This is a genomic window from Pseudomonas sp. BCA17 (assembly GCF_004519405.1).
Taxonomy (GTDB): domain Bacteria; phylum Pseudomonadota; class Gammaproteobacteria; order Pseudomonadales; family Pseudomonadaceae; genus Aquipseudomonas.
The window spans coordinates 483,793-503,928 of sequence record NZ_SGWI01000001.1 but is presented as its reverse complement, the minus strand read 5'-3'; the positions used below and the strand labels follow the sequence as shown (position 1 = coordinate 503,928).

Annotated in this window: 13 protein-coding genes and 1 pseudogene; 10 read left to right on the top strand and 4 right to left on the bottom strand. The window is 59.6% G+C overall.

What is annotated here, in order from left to right; genetic code table 11:
* Window positions 1-286: 286 nt before the first annotated feature.
* Window positions 287-1,075, bottom strand: coding sequence for a nucleotidyltransferase domain-containing protein (locus tag EXW71_RS02215; RefSeq protein WP_134657406.1), 789 nt, complete (start codon window positions 1,073-1,075; stop codon window positions 287-289).
* A gap of 178 nt (window positions 1,076-1,253) precedes the next feature.
* On the opposite strand from EXW71_RS02215, the gene EXW71_RS02210 reads away from it, so the two are divergent.
* The gene (locus EXW71_RS02210) at window positions 1,254-1,607 is read left to right on the top strand and encodes a CPCC family cysteine-rich protein (protein WP_124386820.1); all 354 of its coding nucleotides are present in this window, start codon (window positions 1,254-1,256) and stop codon (window positions 1,605-1,607) included.
* Window positions 1,608-1,714: 107 nt separating this feature from the next.
* On the opposite strand, the gene EXW71_RS02205 is transcribed toward EXW71_RS02210, so the two are convergent.
* The gene (locus tag EXW71_RS02205) at window positions 1,715-2,335 is read right to left on the bottom strand and encodes a tyrosine-type recombinase/integrase (RefSeq protein ID WP_134657405.1); all 621 of its coding nucleotides are present in this window, start codon (window positions 2,333-2,335) and stop codon (window positions 1,715-1,717) included.
* A gap of 251 nt (window positions 2,336-2,586) precedes the next feature.
* Here EXW71_RS02205 and EXW71_RS02200 point away from each other — a divergent pair, with 251 nt between their 5' ends.
* The 6 genes from EXW71_RS02200 (at window position 2,587) to EXW71_RS02175 (ending at window position 14,370) form a co-directional block, all read left to right on the top strand.
* Window positions 2,587-4,365 (top strand): ShlB/FhaC/HecB family hemolysin secretion/activation protein, encoded by a 1,779-nt coding sequence (locus tag EXW71_RS02200; protein ID WP_256657066.1) that lies wholly within the window; start codon window positions 2,587-2,589, stop codon window positions 4,363-4,365.
* Window positions 4,366-4,374: 9 nt separating this feature from the next.
* Complete coding sequence (locus EXW71_RS02195) at window positions 4,375-4,881, top strand: toxin-activating lysine-acyltransferase (RefSeq protein ID WP_134657404.1); 507 nt, start codon at window positions 4,375-4,377, stop codon at window positions 4,879-4,881.
* Between the two features lie 42 nt (window positions 4,882-4,923).
* On the top strand, window positions 4,924-13,158 hold the full coding sequence (locus tag EXW71_RS02190; RefSeq protein ID WP_134657403.1) for a hemagglutinin repeat-containing protein: 8,235 nt from the start codon (window positions 4,924-4,926) through the stop codon (window positions 13,156-13,158).
* A gap of 11 nt (window positions 13,159-13,169) precedes the next feature.
* Window positions 13,170-13,484, top strand: a complete 315-nt coding sequence (locus tag EXW71_RS02185) for a hypothetical protein (protein WP_123718010.1) — start codon at window positions 13,170-13,172, stop codon at window positions 13,482-13,484.
* A gap of 62 nt (window positions 13,485-13,546) precedes the next feature.
* Entirely contained in the window at window positions 13,547-13,801 is a 255-nt protein-coding gene (locus EXW71_RS02180; protein WP_123718011.1) for a hypothetical protein, read from the top strand.
* Between the two features lie 20 nt (window positions 13,802-13,821).
* The gene (locus tag EXW71_RS02175; protein WP_123718012.1) at window positions 13,822-14,370 is read left to right on the top strand and encodes a hypothetical protein; all 549 of its coding nucleotides are present in this window, start codon (window positions 13,822-13,824) and stop codon (window positions 14,368-14,370) included.
* Between the two features lie 293 nt (window positions 14,371-14,663).
* Here the strand turns inward: EXW71_RS02175 and EXW71_RS02170 are convergent, their stop codons facing one another.
* Window positions 14,664-15,830: an MFS transporter gene (locus EXW71_RS02170; protein ID WP_134657402.1), complete on the bottom strand. Its 1,167-nt coding sequence runs from the start codon at window positions 15,828-15,830 to the stop codon at window positions 14,664-14,666.
* A 94-nt stretch (window positions 15,831-15,924) separates the two neighbouring features.
* Between EXW71_RS02170 and EXW71_RS02165 the strand changes: the two genes are divergently transcribed.
* From EXW71_RS02165 to EXW71_RS02155, 3 genes and pseudogenes are all read left to right on the top strand, one after another.
* A complete protein-coding gene (locus tag EXW71_RS02165) occupies window positions 15,925-16,833 on the top strand; it encodes a LysR family transcriptional regulator (protein WP_177421571.1) in 909 nt (302 codons plus the stop codon).
* A gap of 290 nt (window positions 16,834-17,123) precedes the next feature.
* Window positions 17,124-17,561 (top strand): MerR family transcriptional regulator, encoded by a 438-nt coding sequence (locus EXW71_RS02160; protein WP_134657400.1) that lies wholly within the window; start codon window positions 17,124-17,126, stop codon window positions 17,559-17,561.
* A gap of 74 nt (window positions 17,562-17,635) precedes the next feature.
* Window positions 17,636-18,867: pseudogene (locus tag EXW71_RS02155) on the top strand (NADH:flavin oxidoreductase/NADH oxidase family protein).
* A 60-nt stretch (window positions 18,868-18,927) separates the two neighbouring features.
* Here EXW71_RS02155 and EXW71_RS02150 read toward each other — a convergent pair.
* Window positions 18,928-19,947 carry an alpha/beta fold hydrolase gene (locus tag EXW71_RS02150; RefSeq protein ID WP_134657398.1) on the bottom strand — a complete coding sequence of 340 codons (1,020 nt, stop codon included), beginning with the start codon at window positions 19,945-19,947 and terminating at the stop codon, window positions 18,928-18,930.
* Window positions 19,948-20,136: the final 189 nt, after the last annotated feature.

Here is a 20,136-nt window from a genome sequence, read left to right as displayed (position 1 = left end):
ATGCACGACGACGAAATAGCTTAAGCAATCATCTTGGCTCACTGTAGTGATCATATTTTTACAGCCTACCTCACAGACCAGTTCGTCATTGGTGTCACAGCAGATAAATTTCGCTGTTGGTCCACTTCTGCCAGTGTCGACCGGCTATATTGGGTCGTTTTCGTCCGTCTCTCGACGGGCAGAGGACGACCCATAATGGACATCATTATGATACGAAGGCAGACATCGTCGTCTGAGTAGGTAACCAGACGTGCCTGACTACTACAGAGCGTTCCGACACACCCCTTCACCCCCAAGTTTCTTTCAGCACAGAGCGAAACAGTTCGGAAAGTAATGGCTCAACTTCTTTGCGTTCGCTACGGATCGGCTTGATGGTTTCAAGTCGATGCAGTTCACGCTCAATAAATTGCTGGATGGGGATGATCTGGGGCGATAGGCCCATCTCCGGAGACGCGCGCTTAATCACAAGTAAGTCATCAATAGCTTGCTGAAGCTCGGGCTCTCTTTCGATAACACCTCGTAGCTTGTCAAACTCTATGGGGGCGGGCGTATTAAACTGTTCCAGCCACCGCACCGATAACAAGGGGCGCAGCACGTAAAAGTATTTTTTCAGCGGTACCTGAGGGCTCTGCAAATACCCCCTATAGTTGGTTTTTGCCATGCTGCGATAATGGTAGATGCCACTCTCTACCGAATACACGTGCGGTAGTAACTCTTTAGCCCGCTCGTGAAAGGATCCAGAGTGTTCGTAAATGATGGTCGACTGCACCCACTCCACAAAGCCTGGGTTTGACTTCCAGAATAGCCTAAGCGCTTTTCGTAGATCCCAGCCATTGATGTCCATGTCGTCAATGATCGGATACTCGATGACGTCGCGTTGCTCCTCAAGGCCGACCGAGAGATACCACTCAGGTTTATTTACGTAGATGAAGCGTGCGTCGTAGTCGCTGTTGGGAGAGGCAAATCCCCAGGCGCGACTGCCAGACTCAACCGCTAAAAGCATTTTCACGTCATGCTCGTCCTCCGCGCGGCGTAGGCGGCTTCGAACCTCTTCCTGAACAGCCATAGAAACCATGAGCTAACTCTAACTAGATGATATTCGATTGCACGCTACTCATTCGGAGGCGGACTGTCCAGTGGCCGCTTCTGGCCGGTTGCGGCCTGTCATTAAGGGCAGCCACCGACCCATTGCAACCGTTCAGCATGTGGCTAAAATCGACCAAGAATAGACTGCCACCCATAAGTGAAAACTGATGTTTACCTGCCCATGCTGCGGATATGCAGTCTTCGAGGAACACCCAGGGTCATACGACATTTGCCCAATTTGCTTCTGGGAGGATGACGTGTTCCAACTCTATTACCCTCACCAGGTGGATGGACCGAATAGATGTAGTTTGATCGAGGCGCAGGTCAATTTCGTCCAATTCGGTGCCTGCGAGCGAACCATGTTGAAGAATGTGCGGATGGTTAGCGATAGCGATATGCGGGATGGTGAGTGGTTCCCACTCTGGACTCGCCGAGTCGCCATTCCAGATCCCGACTCCGACAACCAGCATCCTCAACACATGAAGTCGAAGTACGACCTCTACTATTGGCTGCGGACCTAGCAGCGCAAATTGGCGTACTAAGTCCAAATTGGTCAGAAGCAGTCTATTCCAAACGGCTGCTTTTGGCTGGTTAGCGACGGCCTGACTTCGACCGTCGCTATGCATGATCAAACCTCAGTCTGTTCCGCCATCTCCAGTGCGTCATCAACCTCAATCCCCAGATATCGAACAGTGCTCTCCAGCTTCGTATGGCCGAGCAGCAACTGAACAGCCCGTAGGTTATTCGTTCTGCGATAGATTAGTGATGCCTTCGTACGTCTCATTGTGTGAGTGCCATACATGGCTGGATCAAGGCCTACGGCTTTCACCCAGCCTTTGACGATACGAGCGTATTGACGAGTGGATAGATGGTCTGAGGTATGCAGCCGGCCAGGAAAAAGGCAGTCCGCGCTGCGTAGTTGTGCCTGATGTATCCAGGCCACGAGAGCTGACCGTGTTTGCTCAGTGATCTCAAACTGCACTGGCCGCTGCGTTTTCTGCTGCATAACCATGGCCCGTGATGATACGTGCTCGCCATGGGCGACATCGCGCACGCGGAGCTTGGTTAAGTCGCAGGCTCGAAGCTTACTGTCGATGGCCAGATCGAAGAGGGCCAGATCTCGGGTTCTTTCCGCAATTTGAAGTCTTACTCGGATGGCCCAGATATCTCTCAGTCGGAGTGGGGCTTTCTGCCCGACTAGTTTTCCTTTGTTCCAGGGCTGACAGCTGCGGGTAGCGATGATGTTCATGACAAGTCCTCCACGTGTGAAAAGACAAGGATGGCTAGTCAGAGCGACGGTCGCTCACCGGCCAAAAGTAGTCTCTTAGAGGGGGCTAAGGAGCCAGGGGGAAATTAAGTGTAGGAAAGTTCTCACGCGCCCTTGAACTTTAATGAGCAACAGTTGTTCATAGGGGAGTTGCCTGTCAGAGGCAATTCTCGCAGATCACGTGCCGTTCTGGTGCATGCTGCACCCGCAGGAAGATTTCACAGGGATGCGAAATGAAAGTATGTCTTCGGCCTACGGAGTACTTGGCCCGTTTCGGTACGTTGTATTTGCCTGTTAGAAAACTGTCACCGTCTCTTCATTTGGTGGCCGTATTGTTGTTCGGTTTGATCAGCAGTTTCGGCGTGCAGGCCGCTGACCCTCCCGCACCTGCCCAACAGTTGCTATTGCAGCAGGACCGCGAGCGAGCGTTGCGCGAGCAACTTGAGCCGTCGCCGGATGTGCGCCTTGAGGCGCCGCCCTCATCCTCCGCCGGGGTTTTGCTCGAGAAGCGCGAATCACCCTGTTTCCTGATTCGTCAGGTCGTCTTGAACGGCGAGTTGGCTGAAGATTTTCAATGGGCACTGCGCAGCGCCGATCCCAAAAATGATCCGGCCACCGGTCAATGTCTGGGTGCCCGAGGCATCAACCTGACGATGAAGCGAATCCAGAATGCAATCATCGAGCGCGGGTTTGTCACGACACGCGTGCTTGCACCGCCTCAGGATTTAAACAGCGGTGTGCTGCAACTGACCCTGATTCCGGGGCGCATTCATTCCATCCGCTTCGCCGAAGGCACCTCTTCCCGAGCCAATGCCTGGAACGCGGTGCCTGCCAAAACAGGTGACCTGCTGAACCTGCGTGATCTTGAGCAAGCGTTGGAAAACTTCAAACGCGTGCCCACGGCTGAGGCGGATATCCAAATCGCCGCGGCCCAGGGGATGGGCGCAAAGCCGGGCGACAGTGACTTGGTTATCGCGTGGAAACAGGCACTTCCCGTGCGTTTGAGCGTGTCGGTAGATGATTCGGGAACCGACGCCACAGGTAAATACCTGGGTTCGGCTTCGGTGTCGTTGGACAACCTGCTGAGCCTGAACGATTTGTTCTACGCCAGCTTCAACCACGACTTGGGCGGGGGGGACGCGGGTAATCGTGGTTCCAAGGGCCATACCTTGCACTACTCTGTCCCCTACGGTTATTGGCTGTTTGGCGTCACGTCCAACGAGTATGACTATCACCAGACGGTCGCTGGGGCCAACCAGACTTACAAGTACACCGGAGAAAGCAAAAACAATGAGATCAGCGCGTCTCGCTTGCTGTATCGCGATGCCGTGCGCAAAACCACGCTCAAGCTCAGTGGCTGGACGCGCACTTCGCAAAACTATATCGACGATACCGAGATCGAAATTCAGCGCCGACGCATGGCAGGCTGGGCGCTGGGGCTGAGTCATCGGGAGTTCATCGGTACCGCCACGCTCGATCTGGGCACCAGCTATCGCCGGGGCACAGGTGCGCGCAACGCAATCGCTGCGCCTGAGGAGGCGTTTGACGAAGGGACCTCGCGTTCGCAGATCATCAACGCCGACGCGCAATTTTCCGTACCGTTTGGCCTTGCCACGCAGCGCTTGCGTTACACCGCGGCCTGGCGTGCGCAGTGGAACCGCACGGCGTTGGTGCCGCAGGATCGTTTCTCGATCGGCGGGCGCTACAGCGTGCGCGGGTTTGACGGTGAAAACATTTTGTCGGCCGACCGTGGTTGGCTGGTGCGTAACGACCTCGGCCTGGCGCTGGGCAACTCCGGGCAGGAAACCTACCTGGGTGTTGACTACGGCAAGGTGGGCGGGCCTTCAAGCCAATACCTCATTGGTGATCATCTGGCCGGGTACGTGGTGGGGTTGCGCGGTGGCTACCGGCAAGTGTCTTACGACGTGTTTGTCGGTCAACCGATCAGCAAACCCAAAGGCTTCGAGACTGCCAGTACCACGGCAGGTTTCAGCCTGACGTGGTCGATGTGAGGATTTGCCATGCAACTCGATAACCTTGAGCTGATCGCGCCGGCGTTCAGCGAAAAGCCATGGAACGAGGCCCAGGCGCTGGGTGCCGCCGTATGGCTGTGGATGCACTCGGCGAGCCATCGCGATGTGCCGCTGCACGCCCTGAACGCGCTGCTGTTGCCAGCTATTGCCAACCGCCAGTTCATCATCGGCTACGAATCGGGGCGCCCGGTGTTTTACGCCGCCTGGTGTTGGTTCAGCGTCGAGGCCGAGCAGCGCTACCTGCAAAACCCGGCCATCAGCCTGCCCGCACCCGACTGGAACAGCGGCGAACGCTTGTGGTTCCTGGACTGGGTCGCGCCGTTTGGCCACAGCGCACGCCTCGCACGCTTGGTACAGCGCCATTTATTTGCCGACAGCCGCTTCAGCGCGCTTTACCACCGGGGCGATGAGCGCGGGTTGCGAATCAAGCGCTTTCAAGGTGCCGGCCTGGCGCGCACGTCGCCGCCTATTCCAGCGATTGCTCGCCATCCGTAGTGCTCGTCACGTTTTTACGCATTTCAAGACACAGGGATCGTCATGAACAAAAACCTCCACAGGATCGTTTTCAATAAAGCCCGTGGCCTGCTGATGGTAGTGGCCGAAAACGTGTTGGGGAGCAAAAAAGCCTCAGGTCGTGGCGCAGCCGTTGCCCCAGTGGTCTTGAGCGCTGAATTGACCTTGCGCCCCCTGCGGTTTGCATTGATGGCGGCACTGGGCTTGATCACGCTGGCTTCACCCCTGGCCTGGGGCGACATCGTCGCCGACCGTGGCGCCCCCGTCGGCCAGCAGCCGGTGATCATCAATGCTGCCAATGGTGTGCCCCAAGTCAACATCCAGGCCCCGAGTGCGGCGGGGGTGTCGCGTAACACCTACAGCCAATTCGACGTCAATGCCCAAGGTGCGATCCTCAATAACGCGCGCACCAATACCCAGACTCAACTCGGCGGCTGGATCGAGGGCAATGCACACCTGGCCGGCGGCACGGCGCGGGTGATCCTCAATGAGGTCAACAGCAGCAACCCCAGCCAACTGCGCGGTTACATCGAAGTGGCCGGCGACCGTGCCCAGGTGGTGATCGCCAACCCGTCGGGTATCGCCTGTGACGGTTGTGGTTTTATCAACGCCAACCGCGCCACCTTGACCAGTGGCATTGCGCAAATGCAGGACGGCCAACTGCAAGGTTACCGGGTCGAAAGCGGCAAGGTGGTGATCTCCGGCAAGGGTCTGGACGCCTCACAGACCGACTTTACCGATGTGATCGCACGGTCGGTCGAGGTTAACGCCGGGGTCTGGGCCAAAGACCTACGGGTCACCACTGGCGCCAATCAGGTGAATGCCGAAAACACCCAGGCGACGGCCATCAACGGTACCGGCGACAAGCCCCAGGTCGCGATCGATGTGGCGCAATTGGGCGGCATGTACGCCGGTAAAATCAAGCTGGTGGGCACCGAAGCCGGGCTGGGCGTGCGTAATGCCGGGCAAATCGGTTCAAGTGCCGGCGACGTGGTCATCAGCGCCGACGGCCGGCTGGGCAACAGCGGGCAAATCAGCAGCAGCCAGAACCTGCAGGTGCACAGCCAGTTGGGCATCGACAACAGCGGCTCGCTGTACAGCAAGGGCGCTGCGACGTTGACCAGTGGTGGCGATATCAACAACCAGGGTGTAGTCGCGGCGCAGCAGGACTTGGCGCTGACGGCACGTACCATTAACAACGCCAGCAAATCTGTGCTGGGGGCCGGCGTGGCGGCCGACGGCAAGGTCAGCGGCAATGGTGCGCTGCACGTCAGTGCCAGCCAGACCCTCAAGCATCAAGGTTCGGCCATTGCCGCTGGCGATCTGCGCCTGGACGCGGCGAGCCTCGAGCTCAAGGCGAGTGAGACCGCCGGGCGCAATGTCACGCTCACTGCCCGCGCGGGTGGCGCTGACTTGAGCGGTGCGGCATTGGATGCCACGGCAACGTTGAACACGTCGGTACAGCAGGCGCTGACCACCGACAACGCCAAGGTCAATGCTGAAGGCATTCAACTGGCGGCCGGCAGCCTGTCCAACCATCAAGGTGAAATCGTACAGGTGGGCAAGGGCACCACCGTGATCGACGTAACCGGCAGCCTCGATAATGCCGACGGGCGCATTGCCAGTAACGCGACCGACGTGAGCCTGTCGGGTGCGGCCCTGTCCAATGCCAAGGGCCGGATCGAACACGCCGGAGCGGGCACCTTGACCCTTCAGGGCCAGTCGCTCACGGGGGGCCAAGGCAGCCTGCAGAGCAATGGTCTACTGCAAGTCACCGTCGCCGACGCGGTACTGGACGGCGCCACCACTGTGGCCCGGCAGATTCAAATCGACGCCAACCAACTGTCCAACCGCCAGGGCAACATCCTGCAGACCGGCGCGGGCACGTTGCGCATCAACACCCAGGGCCTGCTGGACAACACCGGCGCCACAGTGGCCAGTGACAGTGATATCAGCCTGACGGCTGATCGCTTGCTCAATCAAGGCGGCACGGTTCAGGCGGCGGTGGCCGGTAACCTCAAGGTCACCGCGCATACTCTGTTGGACAACAGTGCAGGCACCCTGGCCGCCGCCAAGGGCGCACAGTTGAGTACCGGGCAGTTGCTCAACGCGCAAGGCAAAATCACAGCAGGCGACAGCCTCACGCTGTCCGGCGCGCAGGTGAACAATGACCACGGCACGCTGGCGGCCATTGGTTCACTCAGTGTCAGCGCCAACGCACTGAGTAACCGGCAGGGCACCGTGGGTTCGGTCGGCGGGCCGCTGGTGCTGACGGTGAGCCAGGGCGCGTTTGATAACATCGGCGGTGTGGTGCAGGCCCAGCAAGGCGTGACGATTAGCAGCCTGGGCCTGAATAACGACGATGGGTTGATCAGTGGCGCGGCCCTGTTGCTCGACAGTGCCGGGCAAGGCCTGTCAAACCAGCGCGGCGCCATCATCGGCAGCGGCACCGTGGACCTGCGCAGTGGTGAGCTGAAGAACCAGGCCGGGCTTATCCAGGGTAACGGTGCGATCACACTCGACACCCATGGGCAAACGTTGACCAACACCGATTCGGGCAGTGCCAATGGCATCCTCGGGCAGGCCGATATCACGCTGCGCACCGGCAACCTGAATAACAGCGCCGGCTTTATCGGCAGCAAAGGCGACGTGGCGATCCATGCCGCGCAGGTCGATAACCTCGACGCCGGTGTACTCAGCAGTGAAAAGAGCCTGCTGTTGACGGCGGGCGGCCTGAGCAATCGCGGTGGACAGTTGCAGAGCCTGGGTAACGCGCGGCTGGACATCGGCAGCGGTCGCCTCGATAACGTCGGCGGTCTGCTGCGTGCCGGGGGCACCTTGACGGTCGATGCAGGGCAGTTGGATAACCAGCAGACCCAAGGGAGCAACCAGGGCGTGGAGGGGCAGTCGCTGGCCCTGAACCTGGCGCAGTTGCTTAATCGCTCGGGCGCCCTGCGTGCCGACCAGTTGCTGAGCGTCAACACTACTGGGCAGTTGGATAACAGCGCGGGCCTGATCTCGTCGAGCAAGCAAGTGTCGATCCGCGCCGACCAGGCGCTGCTCAACAGTGCCGGCACAGTGATCGCCGGAGAGCGGCTCGGCCTGAACAGCGCCAGCCTCAGTGGCGATGGCCGCGTGTTGAGCCTGGGCGATATCAGCCTCAACCTGGCTTCGGGGTTGGTCAATACCGGCAAAGTGCAAGCCAACGGTAATCTTGAGCTGAGCCTGCAAGGCACGCTCGACAACCAGGGTGGCGTTCAGGCCGGCAAGCAGTTGCGGGTATCGAGCGATGGGGTTGAAAACCGCGCCAATGGCGAGATCAGTGCCGCGCAAGTGACCCTCGATGTGGGGGATACCCTGAACAACCGTGGCGTGATCGATGCCCAGATCAACCGGATCAATACCCAGGTGCTCAACAACCTTGGCAGCGGCCGTATTTATGGTGATCACGTATCCATTGCGGCGGTGCAATTGACCAATGATGTGGAAGATGCCCGCGCGGCCGTGATCGCCGCGCGCGAACGCCTGGACATTGGCGTCGGGACGCTGGTCAACCGGGAGCACGCCATGCTTTTCAGCGCCGGTGACCTGTTGATCGGCGGCGCGCTGGATGCCCAGGGCCAGGCCACCGGCCAGGCCGGGCTGGTGCGTAACGCCAGCGCAAGCATCGAAGCACTTGGTGGGCTGAGCCTCAACAGTGCCGAGTTGCGCAATACCAACGAGCACTTCAGCACGCAAGTGGTGGAGGTCAGCCGCGAAGGCGTTCAGGAGTTCCAGCACACCGGCTCTGCCAATCGCTATCGCCCGGATCAGATCTCACTCTACAACGACGAAGTCAGCCACTTGGTCAGCCCCGAGGGCGTGTCCGATAACTACAACCGCTACGACTACACCCGCACCACCACTCAAACCCAGATCCTCACCTCGGACCCGGGTGAAATCCTTTCCGGCGGCTCAATGCTGTTGACTGCCAATTCGGTGTTGAACGACAAGAGCCAAATCATCGCCGGCGGCACGTTGGTGGGCACTATCGGACAGCTCAACAACACCGAAGTCACCGGGCAGCAGACGGTGACGGACAGTGGCACGTTCAGCCATTTGTATCGTATCCATCGCAAGGGCCGTGACCGTCAGGGCCGTTCGACAGCCGCCTACAACCCGGCCGCCAGCGTCACGGATATTTTCCTGCGGCCAACCCAGTACCTGCAAAACACCACCCATACCGGCAGCGGTTTGCAACTTGGCACGCGCCTGACCAGCAGCGTCGATCAGGCTGCCGGCGGTGCCAGTGCGGCCAAGGTCAATGTGGGCGATGGCCGAGCGCCTGGCCCGGTGCTGGAAGTGGCGGCGTTGCAAGCGACGGCGGCGGGAGGCGTGGGTGAGTCAATCCGTACCGGCGGGCTTAATGTGCAGGTGCCGGACAACAGCCTGTTCCACCTCAACCCCCAGGCCAACCCCAACTATCTGGTGGAGAGCGACCCACGGTTCACCAGTTATCGTTCCTGGCTGTCTTCCAGCTACATGCTGGACCGGCTGCAACTGGATCCGGGCCTGACCCTTACGCGGCTGGGTGATGGTTTCTATGAGCAAAAACTGATCCGCGAACAGATTGCCCAACTCACCGGCAGACGCTTCCTCGACGGCTACGCCAATGATGAAACCCAGTACCGCGCGTTGCTCGACAGTGCGCTGACCTACGCCGGCAAGTGGAACCTGGTGCCGGGTGTGGCGCTCAGCCCTGAGCAAATGGCCCAGTTGACCAGCGATGTCGTCTGGCTGGTCAAGAAGGACGTGACCCTTGCCGACGGCAGCGTGACCCAGGCGTTGGTGCCGCAGGTGTATGTGCGGGTGCGCGACGGCGACCTGGACGGCTCCGGTGCACTGATGGCGGGCAACGTCGTCGACCTCAAGCTACAAGGCGACCTGGTTAACCGCGGCACGATCGCCGGGCGCAGTGTGCTGGCGATTTCCGCCGACAACCTGCAGAACTTGGGCGGGCGCCTGTCCGGTGGCGAGGTGGAGGTAAAAGCCCGCACTGACTTGAACAACCTCGGCGGGTTGATCGATGCCACCACGCGCTTGAGTACGGTTGCCGGTCGCGATATCAACCTGGTGTCCACCACGCGCAACACCGAAAGTGCCCAGGGCACCGCCACGGGTGTTTCGCGGGTTGCCGGGTTGTTTGTCTCCGATGCCAAGGGCGAACTGGTGGTGAACGCGGCGCGCGATATCAACCTGAGTGCGGCGCAGATCGTCAGTTCCGGCAAGGACGGCAAGACCACGGTGGTTGCTGGCCACGATATCAACCTGGGCACGGTGACCCAGAGCCGTGAACAAAGCGTGCAATGGAACGCCAGTAACTGGCGCAAGGACGCGAGCCGCACCGATGTCGGCAGCGTTATCCAGGGTGAGGGCGAGGTACGCCTGATCGCGGACAATGACCTCAATGCCCGAGGCGCCAAGGTCGTCAGCGAGCAGGGCGGGGTCACCGTTTCGACAGGCCGCGACGTCAATTTAAGCACCAGCCAGAGCTACAACTTTGTCGACGAGGCCCATAAGGTCACCGGCAGTAACAGCCTGTTCTCCAGCAAGACCACCACAACCCGCGACACCGTGAGTGAAACCCGCGCCCAGGCTACCACCCTCAGTGGCGAGACCGCGTGGGTCAAGGCCGACAATGACTTGAATGTGCGCGGCAGTAACGTAGTCTCCACCAGTGGCACCACCCTGGTGGCCGGGCACGATGTGAATGTGGTGGCCGCCACCGACCAGCTCAGCGAACAGCACTTCAAGCAGGTCAAGCAGAGCGGGCTGTTCAGCGGTGGCGCCATCGCGGTGACCATCGGCAGCCAGCAGCGCAGCGACCAAAACCGTACCGACAGTGAAACGGCGACGGCCAGCACCATCGGCGCCACCGATGGCAACGTGAGTATCCTGGCCGGCAATGCCTACCGTCAGGTCGGCAGCCAAGTGACGGCGCCCAAAGGCGATGTGAACATTGCCGCGCGCTTGGTCGATATCCTTGAGGCCCGTGACCAGCAGCACATCACCCAGGAGACCAAGTTCAAGCAAGGCGGCCTCACGATTACCGTGACCAACCCGGTGATCGAAGCCGTGCAGACCGCCCAGCGCATGAAAACCGCGTCCGACCGCACCGATGATGGCCGCCTCAAAACCCTGGCGCTGGTCAATACCCTGATGGGGGCGGGCAACGGCTATATCCAGTATGACAAGGACCCGTCCATGGCCGGCGGCATCAATATCAGCATTTCGGCCGGCACCAGCAAGAAGGAAAGTAAAACCGAGCAGACCTCCAATTCGGCCGCCAGCTCGTCGGTGTTGGCCGGTGGTGATGTCAACATTACCGCGGCCGGCGCCGGCAAGAACAGCAATCTGACCGTACAGGGCAGCCAGATCACCGCCGGCCATGACGTTAACCTCAAAGCCGACGGCGCTATTGCCTTGCTGGCCGCGCAAAACACGGTGCAACAGCGCACGACCGAAAAGGGCAGCAACGCCAGCCTCGGGATCGGTATTGCCATCGGCAGCGAGACCACCGGCATCAGCTTTAACGCCGGGGCGTCCCAGAGCCGTGGCAAGGCCGATGGCGATGATGTGGTCTGGAGCAATACCCATGTGGACGCCGGTAATAAGGTCTCGCTCGATTCCGGTGGCGATACCCGACTCAAGGGCGCAGTGGTGAGCGGCAAGCAAGTCACGGCCGATGTGGGCGGTGATTTCAGCGTCGAAAGCCTGCAGGACACCAGTACCTACAAGGCCAAACAGACTAGCCTGGGCGTGGGCGTGAGTATTTGCGTGCCGCCATTCTGCATCGGCTCATCGAGCTTCACGTTGAGTCAGAACAAAGGCATTCAGAAATCCAACTTTGAAAGCGTCACTGAGCAGAGCGGCATTCGGGCCGGTGACGGTGGTTTTGATATCCGCGTCAAGGGCAACACCCACTTGGTGGGCGGCGTGATCGCCAGCAACGACAAGGCGATTGCCGATGGCAAGAACAGCTTGAGTACCGGCTCATTGACCACCGCTGACCTGCACAACAGCGCCAAAGCCAGCGCCGACAGCAGCGGGCTCACCCTCAGCAGCGACTTTGTCGGCCAGGGCATGTACGGCGCCAGCAAGGCCTTGTTCAGCAACTACCTGGATGCAGGCAAGGCTTCGGACTCGTCCGAGGGCAACACGCGGAGCGCGGTGAGTGCCGGCAATATTCTCATTACCGATGCTTACCGCCAGCAGCAATTGACCGGCCGTGATGCCAGCCAGACCGTGGCCAGCCTTAACCGTGACACCGCCCATTCCCATGTCGGCGCCGGGCGTCAGGACCTGGACAAACTGCAGCGTACCGCCGAGGCGGAGCAGTCGATCAAGAATGAGGCCTATCGCCAAGGGGTGCAGTTTACCGATGATGCGTACCAGACCATGTTTAGAAAACCCGACCAGATGTTTGTGCTGGACATGGATGAGCAAGGCAATGTCAAAGACGGCCCGGACGATAAACCCTTATTCCGAGAGGTGGTGGGCGCCGAGCGGGATAACCTGCAAGCCGACGCTAACAACGTCGTTAACGTGGCCCTCAATGGTATTTTCAACGACGCAAAAGCCGCGGCGAAATACGCCGCTCAACACCGAGACCCCGATGCTACCGGGCCCCAATATTTCCTATGGTTTCCGACGGCGGGTAATGCCATGTCGGAACTGCTGGTGGCCGGCTATCAGAAGGCAATGGACAACGACTTCTGGGGCTTGACCAATTACACCGCCGCCACCCGGGAGCTACAGATAAAGTACGGTGCCACCGGTTTGCACCTGACCGAGCACAGTCGCGGCACCATGACCGGCGGCAACTCGCGAGATTCCATTGCCAATCTACCGGATGCCCAAGGCATGCTTAGAAAAACCACGGTGTATGACTTTGGCGGTGCATTCAATGTCTATCGCGCCGATGAACAGCTGGCCTATTTGCAAAATCGCGCAGCCGTCACCGACCCCGTCGAACGGGCGAACCTGGTCCTCAAGTACGAGGTCCATAACTACGACCCGGTAGGTACGTGGTTCATCATGGGCAATAACCCAGGCACCGGCGGGGTGATACCCCAGGGCAGTAGCCTGTTCAAAGAGCTTATCAACGTATTGAAGGGCGAGACGACAATGCACAGCTGTTACGCCTATGGCCCAAATGCCTGCACACGATACTGGCCCGAGGGTCGGCCCGTGCTGGTGCCGGTGAGCCCGCGCAAATAAGGAAATTCAGGATGCAGCTTAAACGTCTGGCGTTAATTGTGTTGATTGCACCTTTTGTCAGCGCTTGCTTTAGCAAGCCCTTCCAGCCCCCCACGGCCGATGCCGACTTGTGGGAGAAGCCCGGCGCCAGCCACCAGGATGTGGTTGCGTCCATGTTGGCGTGTGGTGAAAAGAATGGTTCCGGCATTGATCCCAAGGCCAGCTTCCAGGAGATGGCCCAGCGATTTGTGTGCATGAAGCGCGCGGGCTACACCCGGCGTGACGGTTTCGATATCTGTGCATTGCACCCCAAGGAGCCGTTGAAGGCCTGCGAGTCGGCGCAATGAAACCACAAAAAAACCGCCTTCTTTTTGAGGGCTCGTCACTCAACACGATAGGGACATCACCTGTGAAATATGCAATCTGCGCCACCTTGGCGCTGTTACTGAGCGGCTGTCTGACCATGTCGGGTGAATACACCGTGACGGCTCAGGACGCCTCCGGCGCCCCGTTAACCAAGCTTGGCACCTTCACCGCCGAGGGCCATAACATCTACCCCATACGCAATGCGTTCTGCCTCAATGCGCCGGGGGCGACGGTAATCATTCGCGATGCCCGCACCGGCGAGGAACTGCGCAGCGAAAGCCCTTATCACTGCCGTTAAGCCTCAAAAAAAGGATTTCCATGAGAGCGTTTCTGATCGCAGGCCTGGCCCTGGCCGTGAGTGGCTGCGGCAATATTTCCAATATCCGTGCTTACAATACGGCCTATGTTGAACCCACATCCGGGGATACCGCACGCTTGCGTGTGATCACCAATGGCATGGCGCGCGGCGTGCCGGGCCGTGACTGCATCGACTGGCGTGTGCCTGGCGCCGGGGTGATGGCCGTGTCCGAGTCCGGCTTTGCGGGGCAGAATAATGGTCGCAGCCTGGGCATGCCCGAGAGCAACCGCCGGGTGGAGGCGCAAGGCTCCGCGCGTAGCGAACTGAAGGTGCCGGCGAACAAGCCTTTTGCCATGAACTTCCAGAGTGAGGGTTATGTTTCTGGCGGCAATTCCTATAGCTGCAGGCAAAGCTTTCACTTCACCCCCAAGGCCGGGCAAGATTACGAACTGATCCTGCTGGACGGTGGCCAGTGCCTGGTCGCGTTGCAGCGCTTAAACCCAGCTGGAAAACCTGAAAACGAGCCTGTTGAGAAGGCAGGGCTGTGTAGAGCATTGGATGCCTTTTAGCTTAGCGTATTCAGAATTCCAGCGATAGGTGGCTATCCGGACATTGCGGATAGTTCAAACCTAAACGTGAGCCGAATCAATGCGCATCGGGGGGCGTGACCTTTAGCCGACTTGACATACCAGGCGTATCCAAGAGGCAGAGAAGTGAGCCAGCTTGCACTTGCGGAGGAGGCAAGCTGGGCGAAACCAGAACCGAGTTGGTCGTCCGCTTTTGGCCGACTGCCGCCCTTCGCCAAGGGCAGCAATTCTATCTCTTGCTTCGACGCATCAATGGTAACGCCCCCTCATATTCGTCACACCACTGCTGCGTCAATCGTTCTGGAACGCCAGGCAGAAGCCAACACCATCAGCAACCCGAGAGCAGCCATCGCCGCTCCGGCCAGAGAAATGGCCGGATAACCCAGACCAGCTTTGATCACCGCTCCGCCCAGTGCTGCGCCAATCGCGTTGCCAAAATTGAAGGCGCCAATGTTCACCGCAGAGGCAAGATTGGGCGCGTCCTTCGCTGCTTCCATGACGCGCATCTGCAGCGGCGGCACCAGTGCGAAACTGGCTATACCCCATACCAGGATGGTCAGAGCAGCCGGCACCGGCCAACGCATCAGCAGGGCGAACGCCAGCAAGACGAGAATCAGAACACTTAGCGAGACGATCAAGGTGCGATCTATCGAGCGGTCGGCGGCCTTGCCGCCCCACACATTGCCCAGCGTCAACCCCACACCAAAAAGTACCAGCATCGCGGTGATGTAGGCGGTGGAACTATGGGTCTCACTGCTGAGGATCGGCGCGATGTAAGTGAACACTGTAAACATTGCGCTAGATCCGACTACGGTCAGGGCCAACGCACTCAGCACTGGACCACGCCCCAGTACCCGAATTTCAGCCATTACACCGGCGCTTTGCGGCGTCTTCAGGTTAGGCAATGCGAACCACAACGCGGCCATGGTCACCACGCCGAGGCCGGTAATTCCCCAGAAAGCTGTGCGCCAACCTAACAGTTCACCAAACCAGGCGGCCAGCGGTACACCGCCAATGGTCGCCAGGGTCAGGCCCATGAACATCGCCGCAACCGCTCCGGCACGTTTCTCCGGGGCAACCACGCTAGCGGCGACGATGGAGCCAACGCCAAAAAATGCACCATGGTTCAGTGAGGTCACCACCCTGGCGACCATGAGGCTGTAGTAATCGGTGGCCAGGGCTGACATCAGATTTCCCAGGGTGAAAATTGCCATGAGCCCGATCAGCAGATAGCGCCGTGGAATCCTGCCAGTGGTCAGGGTCATCAGAGGTGCGCCGAGCAATACGCCCAGCGCGTAAGCACTGACCAGCAGACCGGCTGCGGGAATGGAAACGCCCAGATCCGCAGCTATACCCGGCAACATGCCCATGGGGGCGAATTCTGTAACGCCGATACCGAAGGCACCGATGGCGAGCGCGACAAGTGGTGGATTGATACGCATGAGAGGCTCCTTATCTGTGCCGCTAATGCTACGATCCAGTCATATCAGGCAGTAGATAGCGTTTTTGGCAATCACCTTTGCGTAAGAGGCACAAGTGGATTTCAACGGAAGGTCAGGTGAAATGAGCGTGTTCACCACCGTGGCGCAGGAAGGCAGCCTGTCGGCCGCCGCGCGTGCACTGGGGCTGACACCCTCGGCGGTCAGCCGGATCATCGCGCGTACGGAGCAACGTCTTGGCACCCGCCTGCTGTTGCGCACCACTCGGGCGATCACCTTCACTGCCGAGGGAGAAGCGTTCCTCCGGGGCGCCCGGCGTATCCTGGCCGACATGGACGAGGTCGAAGAAGCCATCGCTGACCAAGGTGTACCCAGGGGGCGATTGCGGGTCAGTACCGCCCTTGGCCATGGACGGCTGGCCATCGTTCCGTTGGTCGCAGCATTCAGCGCCCGTTACCCGAACATTGTCATCGACCTTACCCTCAGCGACGAAGTGGTCGACATTCTCGGCGGGCAGGCCGACGTTGCGGTCCGCTTTGGCCATCTGCCCGACAGCCCGCTGACCGCACGCAGGATCGGCGACACCGGCCAGGTAGTACTGGCATCGCCCGAGTATCTGCAGCGGCACGGCACCCCCCAGGAACCGGAGGACCTGTTACAGCACAACTGTCTGCGCTTCAACTTCCGGCGTGCCGAACCCAACTGGCCGTTCATCCGGGATGGAAAAAAGTTTTTCCTAAAGGTTAGCGGCAACATCGAATGCAGCAGTGGCGAAGCGCTTGCACAACTCGCGCGAGAAGGTGCCGGCATTGCACGTATCGGTGAGTTCAGCGTGAGCGCGGATCTGCAGCGCGGCTACCTGATTCCGCTATTGGAAGCCTGCAACCCCGGGGATCGGGAACCGATTCATGCGGTGTTCGTCGGCGGCGCAACAATGCCGGTGCGGGTGCGATTGTTCGTTGACTTCTTGCTGGAACACCACCAGATGTTAGGAGGCGTAAGCTGATATTTCCGGGTATTCGTGATGTTGAAATGACCTAAACATTTTCGGGTGCACTATCAATAGGTGGTTTGTCTGCTGGAACAATCTTGAGTTCTGGCATTGGTGGGCGTCCGCACGTTTTAAATGGGCATCGTGAAAGGCCGATAGCGACCTGTCAGAACGTCATATATTCCCCCTCATCAGAGACAAACAGCCGCGCGTGGGCTTCATGGACTACCCAGGGTTGCCTCGGTCGCCAGCCCACACTAGCTTTAAAGCCAACTTCAAGGTCAATCGTGCTGTAGGGGTAGGACATGAGAATAGGTGAACTGGCGAAACTCACCGGCTTGGCGCCTTCACGCATCCGCTTTTATGAGGCGAGCGGCCTGATCACGTCGGTCGGGCGCAAAGCCAACGGTTACCGGGATTATGCCCCTGATACCGAGTGGGTATTGCAACTCATCACCGGCGCGCAGGGCGCCGGGTTTTCACTGGAGGAAATCCGCAAATTGCTGCCGTCCAATGCAGGCGGTTGGCAGCATGACGAGTTGTTGAGCGGGCTAAAACGCAAGGTTGAGGAAATCGAAGTGCTGCAGCAGCGGTTGGCCCAGAACAAAGCACAACTGTTGCGGGTGATCGCGGGCGTCGAGGGCAAGCCAGAGGGCGTGGCTTGTGCCGAGAATACCCAGTTGCTCCTGCATCGTCTGCGCGAAGAGGGCGGGGCGGCGGTTTCAGCTCGTACGGATAAATAACACCTCAAAAAACGGTTGACCTTAAAGTTGACTTCAATCTTATGGTGGTTCCACCCCAACTGAGGACCATCCCCATGAACCTGTTCGCCCCCTGATACTGCCCAACGGTTCGACCATCAAGAACCGCATTGCCAAAGCGGCCATGGAAGAAAACATGGCGGACGCCCACCAGGCGCCTTCCGCAGACCTGATGCGTCTCTACCAGGCATGGGCTGATGGCGGTGCGGGGCTGATCATCACCGGCAATGTGATGGTTGACGGCCGCGCCATGACCGGCCCGGGTGGGGTGGTGTTGCAGGATGACCTGCAATTGGCCAAGTTCAGGCGCTGGGCCCAGGTGAGCCGGTCCGGCGGCGCTCAGGTCTGGTTGCAGATCAACCATCCCGGTCGGCAGATGCAGGCCAACCTTGGGCAAAAGACCTGGGCGCCCTCGGCCGTTTCGCTGAGCCTGGGCAACCTGTCCAAGCGTTTCGCTACGCCTTACGCCATGACGCCCAGCGTGATCCAGGACGTGATTCAACGCTTCGCGCGCTCCGCTCGCCTGGGCGAGCAGGCCGGTTTCACGGGCGTGGAAATCCACGCCGCCCATGGTTATCTGCTAAGCCAGTTTTTGTCGCCGCTGACTAACCAGCGCACGGACGAGTGGGGTGGCTCCCTGGAAAACCGCGCGCGTCTGCTTGTGGAAATCGTCAAGGCAGTCAGGGCCGTGGTGTCGAAGGACTTCGCGGTTGCCGTCAAACTGAACTCGGCTGACTTCCAGCGCGGCGGTTTTACCGCCGATGACGCCAAGCGTGTGGTGACACTGCTCAACGACCTGGACGTGGACATGGTGGAATTGTCCGGCGGCAGTTACGAAGCCCCCGCCATGCAAGGCCAGGCACGTGATGGCCGGACCCTGGCGCGTGAGGCCTATTTCCTCGAATTTGCCCGTGATATCCAAACGGTTGCCAAGATGCCCGTGATGGTCACCGGTGGCGTGCGTCGGCGCCCTGTCGCTGAAAGCGTGGTGCAAAGCGGCGTGGACATGGTGGGCATGGGCACCGCGTTGGCCATCGATCCGCATCTGCCCCGTGACTGGCTGCAAGGCAAAGACAATGCTCCGCAATTGCCGCCGATCACCTGGAAAAACAAAACCATCGCGTCCCTGGCCAATATGGCGGTGGTCAAGTTCCAACTGCGCAAACTCAGCCTGGATAAGCGGCCCGACCCGAGCGTGTCACCGCTGCGTGCGTTGCTCCAGCAACAACTCGGGGAAGCCTGTCGTACCCGCCAGTATCGGCGCTGGATCAGTAAGCAAACGGCCTGAGTCGATCCAGGGGAGGGTGATTGAGGCGTGTGCCGACCACCTCAATCAGCGGCCATTGCATCACAGATGATCAGCGTCGATCACGGCCTTGGCGAAAGCCTGCGGCGCTTCCTGAGGTAAGTTGTGACCGATGCCACCATTGACCTGGCGGAACTGGTATTTGCCGGTGAAGCGCTTGGCGTAGTCCTCCGGTTGCGGATGCGGTGCGCCGTTGGCGTCGCCTTCCAAGGTGATGGTCGGTACGCCAATGGACGGTGACTGGGCGAGTTGCTGCTCCAGCGCACTGTATTGCGCCTCTCCCTGCACCAACCCCAGGCGCCAGCGGTAGTTGAACACGGTGATGGCGACGTGGTCGGGGTTGTCCAGGCCCTTGGCACTGCGGTTGAAGGTGGCGTCGTCGAACTGCCATTGGGGTGAGGCGGTTTGCCAGATCAGCTTGGCGAAGTCGTGGGTGTTTTTCTGATAGCCCGCGCTGCCGCGTTCGGTGGCGAAGTAGAACTGGTACCACCATTGCAACTCGGCCTTGGGCGGCAGTGGGTTCTTGCCGCTGGCCTGGTTGCCGATCAGGTAACCACTGACCGACACCAGTGCCTTGACCCGCTCCGGCCACAGCGCCGAGACGATATCCGCCGAACGTGCGCCCCAGTCATAACCCCCAAGCACCGCTTGCTGGATTTTCAACGCATCCATGAAGTCGATCACATCCTGGGCCAGTGCGGCAGGTTCGCCGTTGCGCAAGGTTTTATCCGACAGAAAACGCGTGTCGCCATAACCACGGGCGTAGGGGATCAACACGCGATAACCCTTGGCTGCAAGCAGCGGGGCGACATTGGCGTAGCTGTCGATATCGTAGGGCCAGCCATGCAGCAGAATCACCACCTTGCCGTTGGCCGGGCCGACTTCTGCGTAAGCCACATCCAGCAGGCCGGCCTTGATGTGTTTGAGCGCGCCAAAGCTGCTGTGGCTGATGGCGGGTGGGGTGTTTATTTCCGGCATTTCGGCGTTGGCCACGCCAATGGCTCCGAGTGGCGACAGCGCTAAGGCCAGGAACAGGGAACGGCGGTTCAACTGAGTGTGCATGGCGAGCCTCCTAAGGCTTGATGTGTGCCTGGCTCTCAGTTGAACGCTTGGCTGTATCGGGCCTGTGTCCTGAATGCGCCGCAAGTCGCGGGTTATGTATCGCAGTGGCTGGCGTACACACTGCGATACAAAGCCGCAGCTAACGATCAACCGGGTTCGGGGGCATTACCGAATGGCGGCTGCGGTAGA